This window comes from Helicobacter zhangjianzhongii, assembly GCF_030249855.1.
Taxonomy (GTDB): Bacteria; Campylobacterota; Campylobacteria; order Campylobacterales; family Helicobacteraceae; genus Helicobacter_B; species Helicobacter_B zhangjianzhongii.
In genome coordinates, this window is the sequence record NZ_JANURN010000006.1 from 25,565 (window position 1) to 43,793 (window position 18,229).

An 18,229-nucleotide genomic window follows, 5' to 3' on the forward strand; every position below is an offset into this window, starting at 1 on the left:
CTATTGTGGTTGCAAAGGCTTTGCCCCTGTCAAGATTATTTATCTTAAGGAAGCAATAAGCTGGATTGGACAGGTCTGGGAATATATCCTTTTTATAAGGAAATATTTTTTTCTTTTTTTGCCTAAAAATAGGCAAAATGCTTGACTATTTTTGTGTTTTTTATCTATAATCTCGGTTTCAAATTTCATACATTGCATTTATGGCAGTGGGTTCTTTATGGGTTTTTAGTAAAGAAGATAGCCAGAGAATCTTTGTTTTAGAGTTTGATAAATCTTTCAATGACTTAAGGAAAATCTATGGAAAAAATTCGATTGAAGCTAAAGGCTTATGATCATCGGGTTCTTGATAGATCTGTTGCTTCTATTGTCGAGGCTGTGAAACGCACAGGTTCTGAAATATGTGGTCCTATCCCATTGCCTACTAGGAGTAGGAAATACACGGTGTTGCGATCTCCACATGTAAATAAAGATTCTCGAGAGCAGTTTGAGATCCGCGTGCATACTAGAATCATTGATATTATGTCTGCCACGCCGGATACTGTTGAAGGGCTAATGAAGCTTGACTTGGCTCCAGAGGTCGATGTAGAAGTAACTTCTATGAGCAAGTAGCTTAAGAGAGAATTGATATATACGCAAGGATTTGAGATGGAATTTTTAGTGCAAAAGATAGGTATGAGTAGGACTATCGGCAGTGTCAGCACGCCTGTTACGCTTCTCAAGGTTTTGCAAACCAAGGTATGCGAGATAAAGGACAATGGACAGGCGATAGTGGCTTACTCTAAAGGCAAAATGCAAAATAAAAGTATTATGGGGCAGCAGAAGAAATACAATCTTAGCAAGGAATACAATCGGTTCGCTACTTTAGCGGTGGCAAATACAGAGGTTGGTGATCTTGATATGGCTTCTCTTGAGAGTGCGCAACGCTTGAAAGTGTCTTTTAACACAAAGGGGCGTGGGTTTAGTGGGGCTATGAAACGATGGAATTTCCAAGGTGGTCCTGCTGCACACGGTAGTCGATTTCACAGGAGACTTGGGTCAATTGGGAATCGTGAGTGGCCAGGTCGCGTTCAGCCCGGGAAAAAAATGGCAGGACATTATGGTGATGAAAAGGTAACAGTTCAAGCACAGATGCTTTCTTTTGACAAGGAAAATGGCATTGTTGTGCTAAAGGGTTCTGTTGCTGGGCATAATGGTGCATTTGGCAAGATTACTATCATTAAATGAAGGGTGAGAAATGAGTAGTGCAGTAGTGTTAGATAAATCATTTAAAAAGACAAGTGAGATTGCCTTGCCTGATAGTTATAAGGGCATTAAGGAGCACAATCTCTACTTGTATATTAAGTCATATTTAGCTTCTTTGCGTGCAAACAATGCTAAGGCTAAAAGACGCGGCGAAGTGAGTGGAGGTGGCAAGAAGCCTTGGGCACAAAAGGGCGGCGGACGCGCAAGGGCTGGTAGTATTACTTCTCCAGTATTCGTTGGTGGTGGTGTCGCTCACGGTCCAAGCAATAACCGAAACTATGATCTTAAGATCAATAAAAAGCAAAAAAGACTTGCGCTTGAATATGCCATTAAGCAAAAAGCCCAGAGTGGCAAGCTATATATTGTGGATTCTCTAAGTATTGAAAGCGGCAAGACAAAAGATGCCTATGCTGTGTTTAAGACTCTCAATGAGCGCAGTGTGCTTTTTGTGTCTCACTCTATTCGTGATGAGAAGACATTTTTGGCTTATCGTAATTTGCAAGATTGTTATTTTATCGAAGCAAGTGAGATGAATGCCTATCTTGTAGCTGTTTTTCACGCAGTAGTGATTGAAAAAGCTGTGTTTGATGCATTTTTAGAATCTGGAAGTAAGGGGAAGTAAATGGCTGATATAACAGATATTAAATCCATTCTTTATACGGAAAAATCTTTGTCTCTTCAAGAGAGTGGGGTTTTGGTTGTGCAGACATCAACGCGTGTTACCAAGAATCAACTCAAAGAGGTCTTTAGGGAATATTTTGGCGTTGTCCCGGTGAGCGTTAATTCTTTGCGTCAAAATGGCAAGATTAAGCGCTTTAAGGGTCGAGTTGGACAGAGAAATTCTTATAAAAAGTTTTATGTGAAGATTCCAGAGGGTGCGAAGATTGATTCGCTCACAGCATAGAGGAGTAAAGTATGGCAATTAAAACATATAAACCATATACCCCAAGCCGTAGGTTTATGAGCAATCTTAGCTCTAATGACATTACGGCAAAGCCCAGTGTGAGAAAGCTATTGATAAAACTTCCCGTGTCTGCTGGAAGAAATAATAATGGTAGGATTACTAGTCGGCATAAAGAAGGTGGCGCAAAGAAATTGTATCGCGTGATTGATTTTAAGCGTAATAAATTTGGTATCCAGGGGCGTGTTGCAGCAATTGAGTATGATCCATATAGGAATTGTCGCATTGCTTTGGTAGTTTATCCCGATGGTGATAAGCGTTATATACTTCAGCCTAGTGGCTTGCAAGTTGGAGATGCAGTAATCTCTGCAGAATCTGGACTTGACATTAAAACCGGATATGCAATGAAGCTAAAAAATATCCCCATTGGGACAATTGTGCATAACATAGAGATGCATCCGGGAGCAGGTGGGCAACTTGCTAGAAGTGCTGGATCAAGCGCACAGATTATGGGGAGAGAGGGTAAATATGTGATCTTGCGCTTGCCAAGTGGAGAGATGCGTTATGTACTTGATGAATGTATGGCGACTATAGGTGTTGTTGGTAATGAAGATTTTATTAACATATCTATAGGTAAGGCTGGTAGGAATCGCCATCTAGGTGTGCGTCCGCAAACGCGTGGTAGTGCTATGAACCCAGTAGATCACCCACATGGTGGTGGTGAGGGTAAAACAGGCTCTAGTGGGCATCCTGTTTCTCCTTGGGGAACACCAGCTAAAGGATATAAGACTCGTCGCAAAAAGGCGAGTGATAAGTTGATTATCTCAAGAAAGAAAAAGTAAGGAATAACGATGGCAAGATCAATTAAGAAAGGTCCTTTTATTGATGGGCATTTGGCAAAGAAAGTAGCGAAATCTCGAGAGACCAAAGACAACAAACCTATCAAAACTTGGTCTCGTAGAAGCACTATTTTGCCGGATATGATAGGTTTGACTTTTAATGTTCATAATGGTAGGGCGTTTGTCCCCGTATATGTAACAGAAAATCATGTTGGTTACAAGTTAGGTGAGTTTGCCCCTACGCGAACTTTTAAGGGACACAAAGGCAGTGTTCAAAAAAAGATTGGCAAGTAGGAGTGTAGTATGAGTAGAGCATTATTGCGTTTTGTTAGATTGTCTCCAACTAAAGCTCGTTTGGTGGCAAGGGAGGTGCAGGGTATGAATGCTGAGATTGCATTGGCAAGCTTAGAATTTACCCCCAACAAGGCAGCCAAGTTGATTGCCAAAGTGATTGCTTCGGCTATTGCAAATGGTGGCTATGATGCGAAGGGTGTTGTTGTGCATTCTTGTCGTGTTGATGCTGGTCCTGTATTGAGAAGGTTTATGCCTAGGGCTAGGGGTCGTGCGACACCTATACGCAAACCCACTTCACATATTCTCGTGGAAGTTTTGTCTCAGAGTGAGATTAATGCTCTGCAGACAAAAAAGCCTAGCAAAAAAACGGTCGCTAATGCTAGTGTGGGAGATAAAAAAGGTAAGAAGGTAGAAGGTAAGCCAGCCGACAACAACAGTAGCAAAAAGGTTGTTTCATCTGCTGCTAAGCCAAAATCTCAAGCGAAAAATCAGAAACTGAAGGATAAATAACCATGGGACAGAAAGTTAATCCAATAGGACTTAGATTAGGTATCAATAGAAATTGGACATCTCGTTGGTTTCCTAATACGCAAACTGCTCCGGACAATATTGTTGAGGATCATATTATTAGAAAGTTTCTAAAGAAAGAGCTTTATTATGCAGGTATTAGTGAAATTATTATTGAGAGAGCTGCGGCTAAGATTCGTATAACTGTCGTAGCTGCTCGTCCTGGTCTTATTATAGGGAAAAAGGGTGCAGATATTGAAAATAAGCGTGAGGCACTGAAACATCTCATTAAAAAAGATGTATCAATCAATATTAAAGAAGTCAAGAGACCACAGGCAAATGCCCAGTTAGCAGCAGAAAATGTAGCTATGCAGCTTGAAAAGCGTGTGGCATTTAGACGCGCTATGAAGAAAGTTATGCAAGCGGCAATGAAATCTGGTGCAAGGGGTGTGAAAATCAAAGTATCCGGTCGTTTGGCTGGAGCAGAGATGGCTCGAACAGAGTGGTATATGGAAGGCAGAGTTCCGCTTCATACTTTGCGTGCTAAAATTGATTATGGATTCGCCGAAGCTTTTACTACCTATGGGATTATTGGAGTTAAAGTGTGGATATTTAAGGGTGAGATTCTACAAAAAGGTATTCAGCCTGATAGACGCGATGAAGATGGCGAAGAGGATTCGCGAGGGTCTCGGTCAAAATCTAGAAGAGGGGGACAATAAATATGCTAATGCCCAAAAGAACAAAATATAGAAAGCAGATGAAAGGTCGCAATCGCGGTAAGTCTATGCGTGGATCTTCTTTGGCTTATGGAAATATAGGTATCAAGGCTCTTGAGCTTGGCAGGATAGATTCTCGTCAAATAGAAGCAGCTCGTATTGCCCTTACTAGACATATCAAGAGAACAGGAAAGGTTTGGATACGGGTTTTTCCAGATAAGCCTTTAACCGCAAAGCCTCTTGAGGTGAGAATGGGTAAAGGAAAGGGTGCGGTCGAGAAGTGGGTGATGAATATCCAGCCGGGTAGAATTATCTATGAGATTATTGGTGTTGAAGAAAGTATGGCGCGAGATGCTTTGGCATTGGCACAGAGCAAACTTCCTTTTAAAACAAAAATCATAACTAGCGAGAGTGAAAATGAAATTTATTGATTTGAAAGATAAGGATTTGGTAGAGCTTCATAAGATTCTCAAAGAGAAAAAGTCTGAGCTTTTTGAGTTACGCTTAAAGCTTAAAACGGGGCAGCTGACTAATCCTAGTCAGATTGCAATGGTAAGAAAGGATATTGCTCGAGTCAATACGGCAATATCGGCAAAAAAGGATAGTAAATGAGCCAAACACAGTCACATAAAAGAGTGATACAAGGTAGGGTTATTTCTCGTGCAGGAGACAAGAGCGCAGTTGTTTTGGTGGAGCGCAAGGTTGTCCATCCAAAGTATCGCAAGATTGTTAAGCGTTTTAAAAAATACACCATTCACGATGAGAAAAATCAGGTGAAAGTTGGCGATGAGATTGTAGCTATAGAGTGTAAGCCTATTTCTAAAACTAAGTCTTTTAATCTCAAAGAGATCGTATCGGTAGGAGTGTAGTATGATACAGAGTTTTACACGCTTAAATGTAGCGGACAATAGTGGTGCAAAAGAAATTATGTGCATCAAGGTGCTTGGCGGTAGTCATAAGCGTTATGCCAGTGTTGGTGATGTGATTGTTGCATCTGTAAAAAAGGCGATCCCTAATGGAAAGGTGAAGAAAGCGCAGGTCGTTAAAGCTGTTGTAGTTAGGACAAAAAAAGAAATCCACAGAGCTAATGGCTCGCTTGTGCGATTTGATGATAATGCAGCAGTGATTCTTGATGCAAAAAAGGAACCTATTGGGACAAGAATTTTTGGTCCAGTAAGTAGAGAAGTGCGATATGCAAATTTTATGAAGATTGTATCGTTAGCTCCGGAGGTGTTGTAGTGATAAAGTGTAAGATAAAAAAGGGCGATATGGTTAAGATTATCGCTGGAGATGATAAGGGAAAAGTGGGAAAAGTGCTTGCTGTATTCCCCAAGAAGTCGCTAGTTGTTGTCGAAGGTTGTGCTCTTGTGAAAAAGGCTATTAAACCTACTGATGATAACCCCAAAGGTGGTTTTGTAACTAAAGAAAAATCTATACATATTTCTAATGTCAAGAAAGATGGGGAGTAGATTATGTTTGCGTTGAAAAAAAAATATAATGATGAGATAAGAGAGCAGCTTAAGAGTGAGCTTAATATTAAGAATCCTATGCTACTTCCAAAACTAGAGAAGATTGTGATTAGTGTCGGTGCTGGAGATTATGCTAAAGATTCTAAGATTATGCAAAATATAGCGGATACGATCTCGTTGATCGCAGGACAAAAGGCTATTATTACAAAGGCGAAAAAGTCTGTTGCAGGTTTTAAAATGCGTGAAGGTATGCCTATGGGCGTTAAGGTAACTTTGCGTGGAAAACAGATGTATAACTTCTTAGAAAAACTTATTGTAATTTCTTTGCCAAGGGTCAAGGATTTTCGAGGTGTTCCTAGAAATGGATTTGATGGGCGCGGTAATTATAGCTTTGGTTTAAATGAGCAACTTATGTTTCCGGAAGTTGTCTATGATGATATTATGGTAACGCACGGTATGAATATCACCATTGTTACTTCGACACAAGATGATAAAGAGGCATTCAAGCTCTTAGAGTTATTTGGTATGCCATTTGCAAAAGGGAGATAGTATGGCAAAAAAATCAATGATCGCAAAAACCAATAGAAAAGCGAAATTTAGTGCGCGAGCATATACTCGGTGTAGAGTGTGTGGGCGACCACATTCTGTTTATAGGGATTTTGGGCTCTGTAGAGTTTGCTTGCGTAAGATGGGCAATGAGGGCTTGATTCCCGGTCTACGCAAAGCTAGTTGGTAAAATAAGGAGTAGTTATGGTAAATGATATTATTGCAGATTCTTTGACAAGAATTCGTAATGCCTCTATGAGAAGACTAGAATCCACGACTTTGTATTACGCCAAGATTGTGGTTTCGATTTTAGAGGTTTTTAAAGAAAAGGGATTTGTTAAGGGATATAATATAACCGATAAAGATGGTAAGCAGTCAATTCTCGTGCAGCTTGCTTATGATGAGCGTGGAAAGTCTATGATTAATGAGATAAAGCGTATTAGCAAACCTGGTCGTAGAGTTTATAAAGCTCGTAGTGAATTAAAGAGATTTAAGAACGGATATGGGACAATAGTTGTAAGCACAAGCAAAGGTGTAATATCCAACGATGCGGCATATAGAGCAAATGTTGGTGGCGAAGCCTTGTGTAGTATTTGGTAATAGGAGAATATTATGTCAAGAGTTGGTAAAAGACCTATTGGTATTCCGGATTCTGTGCAGGTCAATATCGATGGTAGTAAAATTGTATTTAAGGGTGTTAAAGCTACAAAAGAGCTTGATACTTTTGGAAGAGTGAAGGTAGAATTAAAGGATAAGGAGCTTATCTTTTATGCCATAGATTCTGCTCCGCAGTCTAGAGCCTTTTGGGGTACATATAGGGCTTTGGCAAATAATATAGTTATCGGTTTGACACAGGGCTTTACAAAGGTCCTAGAAATCAATGGTGTTGGCTATAAGGCTGCCGTAGTTGGCAATACTCTTGAGCTTGCACTTGGTTTTTCTCATCCAATCAAGTATCCTATACCTAGTGGTGTGGAAATGACTCTTGATAAAAATCAACTCACTATTAAGGGAGATGATAAACAGCAAATTGGGCAAATTGCAGCTGAGATACGAGAGTTTAGACCACCTGAACCTTATAAAGGCAAGGGGATTAAGTATATTGATGAGACAATCATACGAAAAGCTGGTAAGACAGCGAAAAAATAAAATATAAGGGGCTAGTTATGACTGATAAAGTTTTAGCATTGAAAAAAAGTTTGCGACTTAAGAGAAAGGCACGCATACGAGATAGAGTGAGTGGTGTGGATTCTCGTCCTAGGATTAGTGTTTTTAGGTCAAATAAATATTTATATGCACAAGCCATTGATGATGTAAAGCAAGTAACAATTGCTACTGTTGATGGGAGAAAACTTAAGCTTGGCAATAATAAAGAACAGGCAAAGGAGATTGCTGTCGTATTCGCTCAAGAATTAAAAAGTAAAGGTATCAACGAGGCGGTTTTTGATCGCAATGGGTATTTGTTCCACGGTGTTATCCGTGCATTTGCTGATTCTTTGCGAGAGCAAGGTATAACGCTATAACATTAAGGAAGGCATATGAAAATTGATAGAGAAGAGTTTAGTGAGGTTGTTGTAAATATTGGGCGTGTAACGAAAGTTGTGAAAGGTGGGCGCAGGTTTCGTTTTAATGCTCTTGTGGTTGTTGGTAATCGCAATGGTATGGTTGGATTTGGTTTGGGAAAAGCAAAGGAAGTGCCAGATGCCATTAAAAAGGCGGTAGATGATGCCTTTAAGAATGTCATCAAAGTTAATATTAAGGGCACTACCATTGCTCATGATATTGAGTATAAATACAACGCTAGTAGGATTCTACTTAAGCCTGCTAGCGAAGGGACGGGCGTTATTGCTGGTGGATCAGCTAGACCTGTTATTGAGCTTGCTGGGATTAAGGATATTCTTACTAAATCTTTAGGTTCTAGCAACCCCTATAATGTCGTTAGAGCTACTTTTGATGCTCTGGCGCAGATTAAAGCATAATTTAATAAGGAGATCGTTATGGCTTCTTTACACGAAATTAAACCAGCCAAGGGAAGTGTAAGAGATATTAAGAGAGTAGGAAGAGGGCAAGGAAGTGGTATGGGCAAGACATCGACGCGTGGTGGCAAAGGTCAAACAGCTCGAGCTGGATATACAGCTAAAAGAGGGTTTGAAGGTGGGCAGCAGCCTTTGCAACGCCGATTGCCAAAGGTTGGTTTCACAACAAAAATCCAAAAACCCTACACCATCAATGTGGATAGAGTCAAAGCAGTGGCTGGGCTTAGTGAAATTACTATAGAGAGTATAGAGAGCATACATAAGCTTCCTGGTTATGCGAAGACTACGCATTCAGGCGCTCAGTCCAAGGTCCTTGTTAAACTTATAGGATCCGGTGCTTCAGCACTTGTTGGCAAAGTAAAAGATGCTAGAGTTGCTGTAAGTAGGCAACGATAGTGGCTCAAGAGTTTTATTATGAATAAAGCGATTGTTAATAAGATTCTTATCACTTTAGCTTTTTTGTTTGCTTATCGTGTGCTTGCATACATTCCAATACCAGGAGTTGATGCAGCGGTGATTAAAGATTTTTTCCGCTTAAGCAGTAGCAATGCATTGGGACTCTTTAATATGTTTAGCGGTGGTGCTGTGGAGCGTATTAGCATTATTACGCTTGGTATTATGCCTTATATTACAGCTTCTATTATTATGGAGCTTTTGGCAGCTACTTTTGCTCCACTTGCAAAGATGAAAAAAGAGCGTGATGGTATGCAACGATATATGCAAATTATTCGTTATGTTACTATTGTCATCACGGTTATTCAAGCTATTAGCGTATCGTTTGGTTTGCGTAGTATTGGCGGAGGTCCTAATGGTGCAATTTTGATTGATATGAAAGAATTTTTGCTGATTTCTGTGTTTGTGATGCTTGCTGGGACAATGCTACTTGTGTGGATTGGCGAGCAGATTACCCAAAGAGGAGTGGGTAATGGGATAAGTCTCATTATCTTTGGTGGTATTGTATCTGGGATACCGAATGCAATTGGATCGACATTCAAGCTTGTTAATACGGGTGAGATTAGTGTATTGAGTCTTATTGTTATTGGCGTGATTATTGTAGCTACTATTTGTTGTATTGTGTATATTGAGCTTGCCGAGAGGAGAATCCCTATCTCCTATGCGCGTAAAGTTATTATGCAAAATCAAAATAAGCGCATTATGAATTACATTCCAATCAAGCTAAACCTAAGTGGTGTAATACCTCCTATTTTTGCTTCTGCATTGCTTGTGTTTCCTTCTACGATTTTGCAGGCTTCGAGTAATCAATATCTCCAACTTATTGCGGATATTTTGAGTCCTAGCCATTATTTGCATCATATTTTGATGTTTGCATTTGTTGTGTTTTTTGCATATTTTTATTCTTCTATTGTGTTTAATGCCAAGGATATTGCAGATAATCTTAAGCGTCAAGGAGGGTATATTCCGGGAATGCGTCCAGGTGAGGGGACTTCATCATTTTTGAATTTTGTCGCAAATAATTTGACCCTATGGGGTTCATTGTATCTTGCCGTTGTTTCTACTTTGCCTTGGGTGTTGGTCAAGCTCTTAGGTGTGCCATTCTATTTTGGTGGAACGGCTGTTTTGATTGTCGTGCAAGTTGCCATCGATACAATGCGTAAGATTGAGGCACAAGTTTATATGAATAAGTATAAAACACTAAGTGCGGTAGGATTCTAGGGTTTAGAGAGTGATGGACGGGTATTGTTGTGGCTATAGCGATTCGTAGCAAGAAAGATCTTGTTGCTTTGGCAAAGTCATCAGTAATTGTGGCGCAGACCTTGGAGCTTGTATCTAAGAATGCGATGCCCGGAGTTAGTCTTTATGAGCTTGATAGAATTGCAGAAGATTATATCTTGTCTCAGCAGGCAAAGCCGGCATTTAAAGGATTGTATGGGTTTCCAAATGCTACTTGCTTATCTCTTAACTCTGTGATTATCCACGGGATCCCAAGTGATTACAGATTGCAAGAAGGCGATATTTTGGGGATTGACTTGGGTGTAGAGTGTGATGGTTGGTTTGGTGATGGGGCTATTACGGTTGGTATTGGCAAGATAGATTCTAAAGATGAGCAGCTGATTGCTTGTGCCAAAGATGTTTTATATGAAGCGATAGATTTTTGCCGACCTGGCATTCATTTTAAAGAATTAAGCTTATTTTTGGAGCAAGCGATAATAAACAGAGGTTTTGCTCCATTGCTTGGATTTTGTGGGCACGGCATAGGGAGAAAGCCACACGAAGAGCCAGAGATACCAAACTATCTAGAATCCCCAAATTCCAAGCAAGGTCCAAAGATTAAAAATGGAATGGTGTTTTGCATTGAGCCTATGGTGTGCCAGCTTGATGGGACTCCAGTGATTTTGGATGATAAATGGTCGGTTGTTGCAAAGGATATGAAAAATGGCAGCCATTATGAGCATACGATAGCTATGATCGATGGCAAGGCAAGGATTTTAACTCATTAGAAAAGGAGTAGGCGTTGGCAAAAGATGATGTGATAGAAATTGATGGTAAGGTGATTGAAGCCTTGCCAAATGCGACATTTAGAGTGGAGCTGGACAATGGGCATATTGTTTTATGTCATATTGCAGGAAAGATGAGAATGCACTATATTAAGATTTTGCCCGGAGATAGGGTGAAGCTAGAATTAACGCCCTATAGTTTGGATAAGGGCAGGATTATATATCGCTATAAATAAGCCTGCTTTAAACTATATTCGGATATAATCCGCGTTTTTAGTTTTGAATAGGGTATGTTACATAGCGTGATATGCCCATTATCCTAAAAGTAATTAAGGAGATTGTATGAAAGTTCGACCATCGGTCAAGAAAATGTGTGATAAGTGTAAAATTATCAAACGAAAGGGCATTGTGCGAGTGATTTGTGCTACCCCTAAACATAAACAGAGACAAGGATAAACAATGGCGAGAATTGCTGGTGTAGATTTGCCAAAAAAGAAGAGAGTTGAGTATGCGCTCACATATATTTATGGCATTGGGCTTAAGAGTTCAAGAGATATTCTTAAGGCTGTGAATATTTCTTTTGATAAGCGAGTTAATGATCTCAGCGAAGATGAAGTATCTATGATTGCTAAGAAAATTCAAGAAAGCTATATGGTTGAAGGTGATTTGCGCAAAAAGGTGCAGATGGATATTAAGGCTCTTATGGATCTTGGTAGTTATCGTGGTTTGAGACACAGGAAAGGGCTTCCTGTCCGCGGTCAGACAACAAAAAACAACGCGCGCACGCGAAAAGGTAAGCGCAAGACTGTTGGCTCTAAAAGCTCGTAGTTATAGTATCAAGGAGACATAATGGCAAAAAATACAACAAAAAAGCGTGTTGTTAAAAAGAATATTGCGCGAGGGATCGTGTGTATATCGGCTACTTTTAACAATACAAATGTAACTGTTACAGATGAAATGGGCAATGTGCTATGTTGGGCTACGGCTGGTGGTTTAGGGTTTAAAGGAAGTAAAAAATCTACTCCCTATGCCGCGCAACAAGCAGTTGAAAGTGCTTTGGCTAAGGCTAAAGAGCACGGGATTAAGGAAGTTGGCATTAAGGTGCAAGGACCTGGCAGTGGTAGAGAAACTGCTATTAAGAGCGTGGGGGCTATTGAAGGCATTAAGGTTTTGTGGTTGAAAGATGTAACGCCATTGCCACATAATGGCTGCAGACCACCAAAAAGAAGAAGAGTGTAAGGGGATAAAATGGCACGATATAGAGGACCGGTTGAAAAATTAGAACGACGATTTGGAGTTTCTTTGGCTTTAAAAGGCGAGAGAAGATTGACAGGAAAGAGTGCGCTTGAAAAGCGACCTTACGCTCCGGGGCAACACGGACAAAGAAGAGGGAAGATTTCTGAATACGGCTTGCAGCTTCGTGAAAAGCAAAAAGCTAAAGTAATGTATGGCGTTTCAGAGAAGCAATTTCGCTCTATTTTTGTCGAAGCAAATAGACAAGAAGGCAACACGGGTGAGAATCTTGTTAGACTTATTGAATGCCGTCTTGATAATGTTGTTTATCGTATGGGGTTTGCTACTACGCGTCGTTTCGCTAGACAGCTTGTTACACACGGACATATTTTAGTGGATGGCAAGCGACTTGATATTCCATCATATTTTGTGAAGCCTGGACAAAAGATTGAAATAGTTGAAAAGACCAAAAATAATCCACAAATTGTGGCAGCCATTGATCTTACGGCACAAGTGGGAATTGTTCCTTGGGTGGATATAGATAAAGACAAGCGTTTTGGTATTTTTACGCGCTATCCGCAGAGAGAGGAAGTTGTTATTCCTATTGAAGAGCGTTTGATAGTTGAATTATATTCGAAATAATAGTTAGGCAGGTGATTTATGGATATTTTTAAAACTATTCCCCACATTCCCAATGAGATTAAGATAGAAGATTTGGGTGAAAATCGCATTCGCGTGAGTGTGTGGCCTTTTGAGCCAAGCTATGCGATTACTTTTGCTCATCCTCTAAGACGCTTAATGCTCTCTTGCACGCCTGGGTATGCACCTGTTATGTTGCATATTGATGGTGTTGCGCACGAGTTTGATTCTGTGCGTGGCATTGCTGAAGATGTTACGCCATTTATTGTTAATTTGAAAAACATTCGCTTCACAAACAAGGGGTCGGACATTAAGGACACTGTTCGTGTTAATTATGAATTTACTGGTCCTATGGAGCTTCGTGGTGCGAATTTAGCAAGCGATGAGATTGATGTGGTCAATAAAGATGCCTATCTTGCTACAATCAATGAAGATGCTAAGTTTAGATTCTCTCTTGTTATTAAGCGTTCTATTGGTTTGAAGCCTAATGACTTGGTGAGAAAGGATAAAGATTTTACCGGTGAGATTGGTTTGATACCGCTTGATGCGTATTTTACTCCTGTGAAGAGTGCTGTGTATAGAATAGAAGATGTTCTTGTGGAAGATAACCCCAATTTTGAAAAAATTGTGTTTGAGATTGAGACAGATGGGCAAGTTGCGCCAATTGATGTGTTTAAAAATGCCATAGCTATGGCACAAACACAGCTTAATATTTTTGGTCAAGATGTGGCGGTTTTGAATCCAGATTCAAATACACCTGCAGAAGATATTGTTGATATTAAAAATCTTCTTGTGAAAATTGATACACTCAACTTTAGCACTCGTTGCTTTCATTGCCTAGATAAAATTGGTATCCAATATATTGGCGAGCTTGTTATGATGAGTGAAAATGATTTGAAAAATATCAAGAATCTAGGGAAGAAGTCTTTTGATGAGATTGCTGAAAAGTTAAGCTCTTTTGGCTACCCTATTGGGACATCTTTGAGCGCAGAAGTGCTAGAAGCGTTTAATAAAAAAATTGGTCGATCAAAATAGTTGATTGATTTAAGGAGTAAAGATGAGACATAGACACGGATATAGAAAGCTTGGTAGAACAAGCTCTCATAGAAAAGCATTGCTGAAAAATCTAGCGATAGCTTTGATTGACAATGGCAAGATAGAGACAGGCGTATTTAAGGCAAAAGAGCTTCAAACTTATATTGAAAGGCTTGTTACTACTGCTAGAGTTGGTGATTTTAATGCTCATAGGCTAGTTTTTGCATATTTGCAAAATAAAGCTGCGACAAAAAAGCTAGTAGCTGAAATAGCACCGAGATACAAGGATCGTAAAGGTGGATACACACGCATACAAAGAACTAGGACGCGGAGAGGTGATGCATCACAAATGGCGTTTATTGAGTTTGTCTAGGTAGAGAAAAGCTACTGCAGTAGTGTTGATAGAGTGTAGAAGCTATGAGTGATACACCTAGTAGTGATTTTCAGTATTCTCCTATCCATAAGAGCCAAGCTAAGCTTGCTTGCTCTGCAAATCTTCTAGCATTATTGGAGCAGATTCCAGATATGCAAATCATCGACATACGAGACTCGCAAGATTATGCTTTAGACCACATAGGTATTGCTAGAAATATTCCTATGCAAGACTTTGCTAGCTTATCGCAAGAGATTTTAGCTAATCCGCAGACAACTTATATGCTCCATTGTTATAGCGGCTATACGGTTTCTGTGTATGGCTCTTATCTTGTAGAGATGGGTGCAAAGAATGTGTATTATTTTGATGAGAGTTTTTATGAGCTTAAACAAGCGTTACAAAACCACCATAAGCAAGAGCAATGACACATATACAATCATCTACGGATCCAGCACAGCAAGTAACCCCCACGCAAGATACTACTATGCAAGCTATTATTATAGTGGGCTATGGTGCTATGGCACAGGCTATTGCTAAGGGATTAAATGGCATATATCCTTTAGAGATTTGTGGCAGAGATAGCACAAAGGCAGAGAAATTTATCGCCGAGCTAGGTTTGGTAAATGCTAAGGCTATCCCGCTAGAATCCAGCTCCAATAATCAAGTCAAATGCAATCGCGCTAAAGCTTCTATGGAGTGCAAAGCCTCTATTGTGCCTGCCCAAGATAAAATCGTGCTACTTTGTATCAAGCCTTATGGGCTGGGTAGTTTTAGCTATTTGGGTAAGGCTAAGGCTGTGTATAGTGTGCTTGCTGGCGTGAGTGTCGCTACACTGCAAAGCCACATAAGTGCGCAAGCATATATCCGCCTTATGCCAAATATCGCTGCTCTTTGTGGGTTAAGCGCGACCACTGCTTTTTGTCTCAATGCCAATAGAAATCAGGTAAAAAAGATTTGCGAGAGTTTTGGCAGTGTGGTATTTGTAGAAGATGAGAAACTCATTGATGCTAGCATTGCTACAAGCGGTAGCTCGCCTGCTTTTCTCGCGCTTATCGCTCAGGCGTTGGTGGATTCTGGGGTGCGTGCAGGGCTTGGTAGGATAGACTCCCTAAAGCTTGTGAAAGAGAGCTTTGTGGGTGTTGGGGCATTGCTTGATCGATATACTCCACAAGAGCTGATTGAGCAAGTAACCACACCCGGAGGCACGACCATTGAAGGACTAGCCGCGCTAGAATCTAGCGGTGTGCGTGGCGCGATTATGCGTGCTTGCCAAGCAAGTGTCTCTAAAGCTATCGGTGCAAAAACAACCCAAAATGACTAAGCAAAAAGCTAAAACAATGAGCTATGTCTCTATGCTGCGTGCTATGCTCACAAGGCGCGATAAGATTATTTTGCTTTTTTTGTTTATCGCTACGGTGTTTTTCTCTGTGATGGAGACCATTAGCATTAGTATCGTTATGCCCTATATTACTTTTGCATCTAATCCTGATTTAATCCTATCTCAAGATATTTCAAAGCGCATTTATGAGCTATTGGAGTGTAGCTCATCGACGCAGTTTATGATATTTTTTAGCGTGATTTTGATCGCATTTTATCTCTTTAGAATTGTGTATGGCGTGGCGTATAATTACGCGCTTAATCGCTTCGCATTCCGCAAATATCACTTTTTTGCCTATCGGCTTTTTTGTAAGGCAGTGGATCTAAACTATGCTGATTTCACGCGCAAAAAGACCGATACCATTCGCCACGCCATTACAGATTCTGCGCTTAAAGCGTCTTTTTATGTGCAGTATTGGCTGCAGATGTTTGCAGAGATTTTTACGATCGTGCTGATGTATGGACTACTGCTGCTTACTAGCTGGAAGATGACCTTGGTGCTAAGTGCGATTCTAGGTGTGCAGGTGCTGCTTATTACGCGATTTATCGGTGGCAAGATTAAACAAATGGGCACGATACGCAACACTATGGATATGCGCTTCCACGAGATTATTTCTAAAACTTTTGGGAATTTTAAAATCATCAAACTCAAGGGCAATCAAGAAGATGTGCAAAAAGAGTTTGAGAGTGCTAGCCACACGCGCATTGGTGCGGAGATTCTCGCGCAAACTCTTCTGCCTACACCCAAGCTCATTTTAGAGACGATAGGCTTTAGCGTGCTGATTGCTAGTGTGGTGTATATTTTGGTGCGATATGACTCTGCTGCGGCAGTGCTGCCTATCATCTCTATGTATGCGCTAGCGTTGTATAGGATTTTGCCTGCGATGACAAAGCTCTTGCAAAATTACAATATGATGGGGTTTTATGGTGTGGCGGTGCAGCAAGTCTATGAGGATTTGCTTTATCATACAGACTATGAGGATAATGCCCCTTGTCAATTTGCTAGCAGCATTGAGCTGCGCGGTATCGAGTTTGGCTACAAGCCTAATAAACCTATCATCAAGGATTTTAATCTCATCATCAATAAGGGCGATAAGGTAGCATTTTGCGGAGAAAGTGGCGCGGGCAAAAGCACGCTAGTAGATCTTATCATCGGTATTTATAAGCCCCAAAAGGGCGAGATTCTCATCGATGGAGTAAAAATTGATAATCACAACCTCCGCAGCTGGCGCAAGAAAATCGGCTATATTCCACAGACAATTTATCTTTTTGATGGTAGTGTGGCGCAAAATATCGCCTTTGGCAGTGAGCTTGATGAGCAAAGAGTCATTGAAGCGTGCAAAAAGGCAAATATTTATGACTTTTTATGCGAGCACGATGGCATTGATACGCGCGTGGGTGAGGGGGGGATCTTGCTAAGTGGGGGGCAGAAGCAGCGCATAGGGATCGCAAGGGCGATTTATGATGATCCAGAGATTTTAGTCCTAGATGAAGCCACAAGCGCGTTAGATTCTGCGACAGAGGCAAGGATTATGGAAGAGATCTATGGCGTAGCTAAGGACAAAACACTGCTAGTAATCGCCCACAGGCTTAATACAATCGAGCATTGCGAGCGCAAAATCGAGCTAACTAGAATCCACTAACCCCAACCAAAAGGAGTAATATGCTAACACTACGCAAGGCAAATGAAAGAGGGCATTTCAATCACGGCTGGCTTGATACTTATCATAGCTTTTCGTTTGCAGGGTATTATGATGAGAGATTTATGGGATTTAGCGCGCTGCGTGTCATCAATGAAGACAGAGTAGAGCCAAGTCAGGGCTTTGGGACGCACTCGCATAAGGATATGGAGATTTTAACCTATGTGCTAAGCGGGAGCATCGCGCACAAAGATAGTATGGGTAATGAAGAGCGCGTGCCTAGCGGGGAGTTTCAAATAATGAGCGCGGGCAGTGGCGTTACGCATTCGGAGTTTAATCTTTTAGATGAGCCGCTGCATTTTTATCAAATTTGGATTAAGCCAAATGAGCTGGGCATCGCTCCACGATATGAGCAAAGGGCTTTTGACACAAGCAAGGGCAAGACGCTTATTTTATCCCCAAACGCCGAGCAAGACTCACTCAAAGTCTATCAAGATATGCGATTGTGGCTGTATAGGGATATTGCAAATGAGACTTTTAGCTTTGATAGTGGCAAAGAAAATAGTAGGAGGGCATATATCCAAGTGGTGCGAGGCAAGCTAGAGATAGGATCTAGCCAAACCAAGCCATTTACCATAGAGACAAGCGATGGCGTGATGTGCTGCGCAGAATCCACTTTTAGCCTAAAGGGCTTGGATTCTAGCAATGAAGTGCTGATTTTTGACTTGCCTTAGTGGATCTAGCCTAAGGCGCGGTCCTAGAATCCACTTTTTATCACAAGCCCACACTGCCCATTTTCTCTCACGCGCGAGCCAACTCCCCTATCATCATCGCGAGCCTTGAAAAAGGCGTGGCGATCCATAGCCAAACCGCGCAAATCTAGAATCCACTTTTTGATTATAGATTACTAAAGAAGCTGTGCTTTG

General features: G+C 40.8%; 32 protein-coding genes and 1 pseudogene. All 33 read left to right on the forward strand.

What is annotated here, in order from left to right; all coding sequences use genetic code 11:
- Nucleotides 1–297 precede the first annotated feature (297 nt).
- The 33 genes and pseudogenes from rpsJ (at nucleotide 298) to NYG90_RS07095 (ending at nucleotide 18,037) form a co-directional block, all read left to right on the forward strand.
- Entirely contained in the window at nucleotides 298–609 is a 312-nt protein-coding gene (rpsJ, locus tag NYG90_RS06935; RefSeq protein ID WP_115011696.1) for a 30S ribosomal protein S10, read from the forward strand.
- Between the two features lie 36 nt (nucleotides 610–645).
- Nucleotides 646–1,224: a 50S ribosomal protein L3 gene (gene rplC, locus NYG90_RS06940; protein ID WP_285264879.1), complete on the forward strand. Its 579-nt coding sequence runs from the start codon at nucleotides 646–648 to the stop codon at nucleotides 1,222–1,224.
- A gap of 10 nt (nucleotides 1,225–1,234) precedes the next feature.
- Nucleotides 1,235–1,864: a 50S ribosomal protein L4 gene (gene rplD / locus NYG90_RS06945; RefSeq protein ID WP_115011698.1), complete on the forward strand. Its 630-nt coding sequence runs from the start codon at nucleotides 1,235–1,237 to the stop codon at nucleotides 1,862–1,864.
- Nucleotides 1,865–2,146, forward strand: a complete 282-nt coding sequence (locus NYG90_RS06950) for a 50S ribosomal protein L23 (RefSeq protein WP_285264880.1) — start codon at nucleotides 1,865–1,867, stop codon at nucleotides 2,144–2,146.
- An 11-nt stretch (nucleotides 2,147–2,157) separates the two neighbouring features.
- A complete protein-coding gene (gene rplB / locus NYG90_RS06955; RefSeq protein ID WP_285264881.1) occupies nucleotides 2,158–2,985 on the forward strand; it encodes a 50S ribosomal protein L2 in 828 nt (275 codons plus the stop codon).
- A gap of 9 nt (nucleotides 2,986–2,994) precedes the next feature.
- Nucleotides 2,995–3,276: a 30S ribosomal protein S19 gene (rpsS, locus tag NYG90_RS06960; protein ID WP_285257315.1), complete on the forward strand. Its 282-nt coding sequence runs from the start codon at nucleotides 2,995–2,997 to the stop codon at nucleotides 3,274–3,276.
- 9 nt (nucleotides 3,277–3,285) lie between these two features.
- A pseudogene (rplV, locus tag NYG90_RS10550) lies at nucleotides 3,286–3,606 on the forward strand (50S ribosomal protein L22); the annotation flags it as partial.
- Between the two features lie 182 nt (nucleotides 3,607–3,788).
- Nucleotides 3,789–4,502, forward strand: a complete 714-nt coding sequence (gene rpsC / locus NYG90_RS06970; RefSeq protein ID WP_285257314.1) for a 30S ribosomal protein S3 — start codon at nucleotides 3,789–3,791, stop codon at nucleotides 4,500–4,502.
- A 2-nt stretch (nucleotides 4,503–4,504) separates the two neighbouring features.
- On the forward strand, nucleotides 4,505–4,930 hold the full coding sequence (gene rplP, locus NYG90_RS06975; RefSeq protein WP_115011704.1) for a 50S ribosomal protein L16: 426 nt from the start codon (nucleotides 4,505–4,507) through the stop codon (nucleotides 4,928–4,930).
- Nucleotides 4,917–5,111, forward strand: a complete 195-nt coding sequence (rpmC, locus tag NYG90_RS06980) for a 50S ribosomal protein L29 (protein WP_181814222.1) — start codon at nucleotides 4,917–4,919, stop codon at nucleotides 5,109–5,111. The genes rplP and rpmC overlap by 14 nt, the downstream gene beginning before the upstream one ends.
- The gene (gene rpsQ / locus NYG90_RS06985) at nucleotides 5,108–5,368 is read left to right on the forward strand and encodes a 30S ribosomal protein S17 (RefSeq protein WP_115011706.1); all 261 of its coding nucleotides are present in this window, start codon (nucleotides 5,108–5,110) and stop codon (nucleotides 5,366–5,368) included. The genes rpmC and rpsQ overlap by 4 nt, the downstream gene beginning before the upstream one ends.
- Before the next feature lies 1 nt (nucleotide 5,369).
- Nucleotides 5,370–5,738, forward strand: a complete 369-nt coding sequence (gene rplN, locus NYG90_RS06990; RefSeq protein WP_023930279.1) for a 50S ribosomal protein L14 — start codon at nucleotides 5,370–5,372, stop codon at nucleotides 5,736–5,738.
- A gap of 2 nt (nucleotides 5,739–5,740) precedes the next feature.
- A complete protein-coding gene (rplX, locus tag NYG90_RS06995; protein WP_115012331.1) occupies nucleotides 5,741–5,968 on the forward strand; it encodes a 50S ribosomal protein L24 in 228 nt (75 codons plus the stop codon).
- 3 nt (nucleotides 5,969–5,971) lie between these two features.
- On the forward strand, nucleotides 5,972–6,517 hold the full coding sequence (gene rplE / locus NYG90_RS07000; RefSeq protein ID WP_115011707.1) for a 50S ribosomal protein L5: 546 nt from the start codon (nucleotides 5,972–5,974) through the stop codon (nucleotides 6,515–6,517).
- A gap of 1 nt (nucleotide 6,518) precedes the next feature.
- The gene (locus tag NYG90_RS07005; RefSeq protein ID WP_034549599.1) at nucleotides 6,519–6,704 is read left to right on the forward strand and encodes a type Z 30S ribosomal protein S14; all 186 of its coding nucleotides are present in this window, start codon (nucleotides 6,519–6,521) and stop codon (nucleotides 6,702–6,704) included.
- 14 nt (nucleotides 6,705–6,718) lie between these two features.
- Nucleotides 6,719–7,114 (forward strand): 30S ribosomal protein S8, encoded by a 396-nt coding sequence (gene rpsH / locus NYG90_RS07010; RefSeq protein WP_115011708.1) that lies wholly within the window; start codon nucleotides 6,719–6,721, stop codon nucleotides 7,112–7,114.
- A 12-nt stretch (nucleotides 7,115–7,126) separates the two neighbouring features.
- Nucleotides 7,127–7,663 carry a 50S ribosomal protein L6 gene (gene rplF / locus NYG90_RS07015; RefSeq protein WP_115011709.1) on the forward strand — a complete coding sequence of 179 codons (537 nt, stop codon included), beginning with the start codon at nucleotides 7,127–7,129 and terminating at the stop codon, nucleotides 7,661–7,663.
- Nucleotides 7,664–7,680: 17 nt separating this feature from the next.
- Nucleotides 7,681–8,037, forward strand: coding sequence for a 50S ribosomal protein L18 (gene rplR, locus NYG90_RS07020; protein WP_285257313.1), 357 nt, complete (start codon nucleotides 7,681–7,683; stop codon nucleotides 8,035–8,037).
- 15 nt (nucleotides 8,038–8,052) lie between these two features.
- Nucleotides 8,053–8,493, forward strand: a complete 441-nt coding sequence (rpsE, locus tag NYG90_RS07025; protein ID WP_023930286.1) for a 30S ribosomal protein S5 — start codon at nucleotides 8,053–8,055, stop codon at nucleotides 8,491–8,493.
- A gap of 18 nt (nucleotides 8,494–8,511) precedes the next feature.
- Nucleotides 8,512–8,946 (forward strand): 50S ribosomal protein L15, encoded by a 435-nt coding sequence (rplO, locus tag NYG90_RS07030; RefSeq protein ID WP_285257312.1) that lies wholly within the window; start codon nucleotides 8,512–8,514, stop codon nucleotides 8,944–8,946.
- A gap of 18 nt (nucleotides 8,947–8,964) precedes the next feature.
- Nucleotides 8,965–10,224, forward strand: coding sequence for a preprotein translocase subunit SecY (gene secY, locus NYG90_RS07035; protein ID WP_285257311.1), 1,260 nt, complete (start codon nucleotides 8,965–8,967; stop codon nucleotides 10,222–10,224).
- A gap of 29 nt (nucleotides 10,225–10,253) precedes the next feature.
- On the forward strand, nucleotides 10,254–11,009 hold the full coding sequence (map, locus tag NYG90_RS07040; RefSeq protein WP_285264882.1) for a type I methionyl aminopeptidase: 756 nt from the start codon (nucleotides 10,254–10,256) through the stop codon (nucleotides 11,007–11,009).
- 14 nt (nucleotides 11,010–11,023) lie between these two features.
- Nucleotides 11,024–11,242 (forward strand): translation initiation factor IF-1, encoded by a 219-nt coding sequence (gene infA, locus NYG90_RS07045; RefSeq protein WP_115011715.1) that lies wholly within the window; start codon nucleotides 11,024–11,026, stop codon nucleotides 11,240–11,242.
- A 106-nt stretch (nucleotides 11,243–11,348) separates the two neighbouring features.
- Nucleotides 11,349–11,462 carry a 50S ribosomal protein L36 gene (rpmJ, locus tag NYG90_RS07050; RefSeq protein ID WP_115011716.1) on the forward strand — a complete coding sequence of 38 codons (114 nt, stop codon included), beginning with the start codon at nucleotides 11,349–11,351 and terminating at the stop codon, nucleotides 11,460–11,462.
- Nucleotides 11,463–11,465: 3 nt separating this feature from the next.
- Complete coding sequence (gene rpsM / locus NYG90_RS07055; protein WP_115011717.1) at nucleotides 11,466–11,834, forward strand: 30S ribosomal protein S13; 369 nt, start codon at nucleotides 11,466–11,468, stop codon at nucleotides 11,832–11,834.
- A gap of 21 nt (nucleotides 11,835–11,855) precedes the next feature.
- Complete coding sequence (gene rpsK / locus NYG90_RS07060) at nucleotides 11,856–12,245, forward strand: 30S ribosomal protein S11 (RefSeq protein WP_115011718.1); 390 nt, start codon at nucleotides 11,856–11,858, stop codon at nucleotides 12,243–12,245.
- 9 nt (nucleotides 12,246–12,254) lie between these two features.
- Nucleotides 12,255–12,881 carry a 30S ribosomal protein S4 gene (gene rpsD, locus NYG90_RS07065; protein ID WP_285257309.1) on the forward strand — a complete coding sequence of 209 codons (627 nt, stop codon included), beginning with the start codon at nucleotides 12,255–12,257 and terminating at the stop codon, nucleotides 12,879–12,881.
- 18 nt (nucleotides 12,882–12,899) lie between these two features.
- Complete coding sequence (locus tag NYG90_RS07070) at nucleotides 12,900–13,913, forward strand: DNA-directed RNA polymerase subunit alpha (protein ID WP_115011720.1); 1,014 nt, start codon at nucleotides 12,900–12,902, stop codon at nucleotides 13,911–13,913.
- Between the two features lie 22 nt (nucleotides 13,914–13,935).
- Entirely contained in the window at nucleotides 13,936–14,286 is a 351-nt protein-coding gene (gene rplQ / locus NYG90_RS07075; protein ID WP_115011721.1) for a 50S ribosomal protein L17, read from the forward strand.
- 44 nt (nucleotides 14,287–14,330) lie between these two features.
- Nucleotides 14,331–14,711: a rhodanese-like domain-containing protein gene (locus tag NYG90_RS07080; RefSeq protein ID WP_285257308.1), complete on the forward strand. Its 381-nt coding sequence runs from the start codon at nucleotides 14,331–14,333 to the stop codon at nucleotides 14,709–14,711.
- The gene (locus NYG90_RS07085; protein ID WP_285257307.1) at nucleotides 14,708–15,607 is read left to right on the forward strand and encodes a pyrroline-5-carboxylate reductase; all 900 of its coding nucleotides are present in this window, start codon (nucleotides 14,708–14,710) and stop codon (nucleotides 15,605–15,607) included. The genes NYG90_RS07080 and NYG90_RS07085 overlap by 4 nt, the downstream gene beginning before the upstream one ends.
- Complete coding sequence (locus tag NYG90_RS07090) at nucleotides 15,600–17,306, forward strand: ABC transporter ATP-binding protein (RefSeq protein ID WP_285264883.1); 1,707 nt, start codon at nucleotides 15,600–15,602, stop codon at nucleotides 17,304–17,306. Before NYG90_RS07085 ends, NYG90_RS07090 begins: the two co-directional genes overlap by 8 nt.
- Before the next feature lie 20 nt (nucleotides 17,307–17,326).
- Nucleotides 17,327–18,037 carry a pirin family protein gene (locus NYG90_RS07095; RefSeq protein ID WP_285257305.1) on the forward strand — a complete coding sequence of 237 codons (711 nt, stop codon included), beginning with the start codon at nucleotides 17,327–17,329 and terminating at the stop codon, nucleotides 18,035–18,037.
- Nucleotides 18,038–18,229 lie beyond the last annotated feature (192 nt).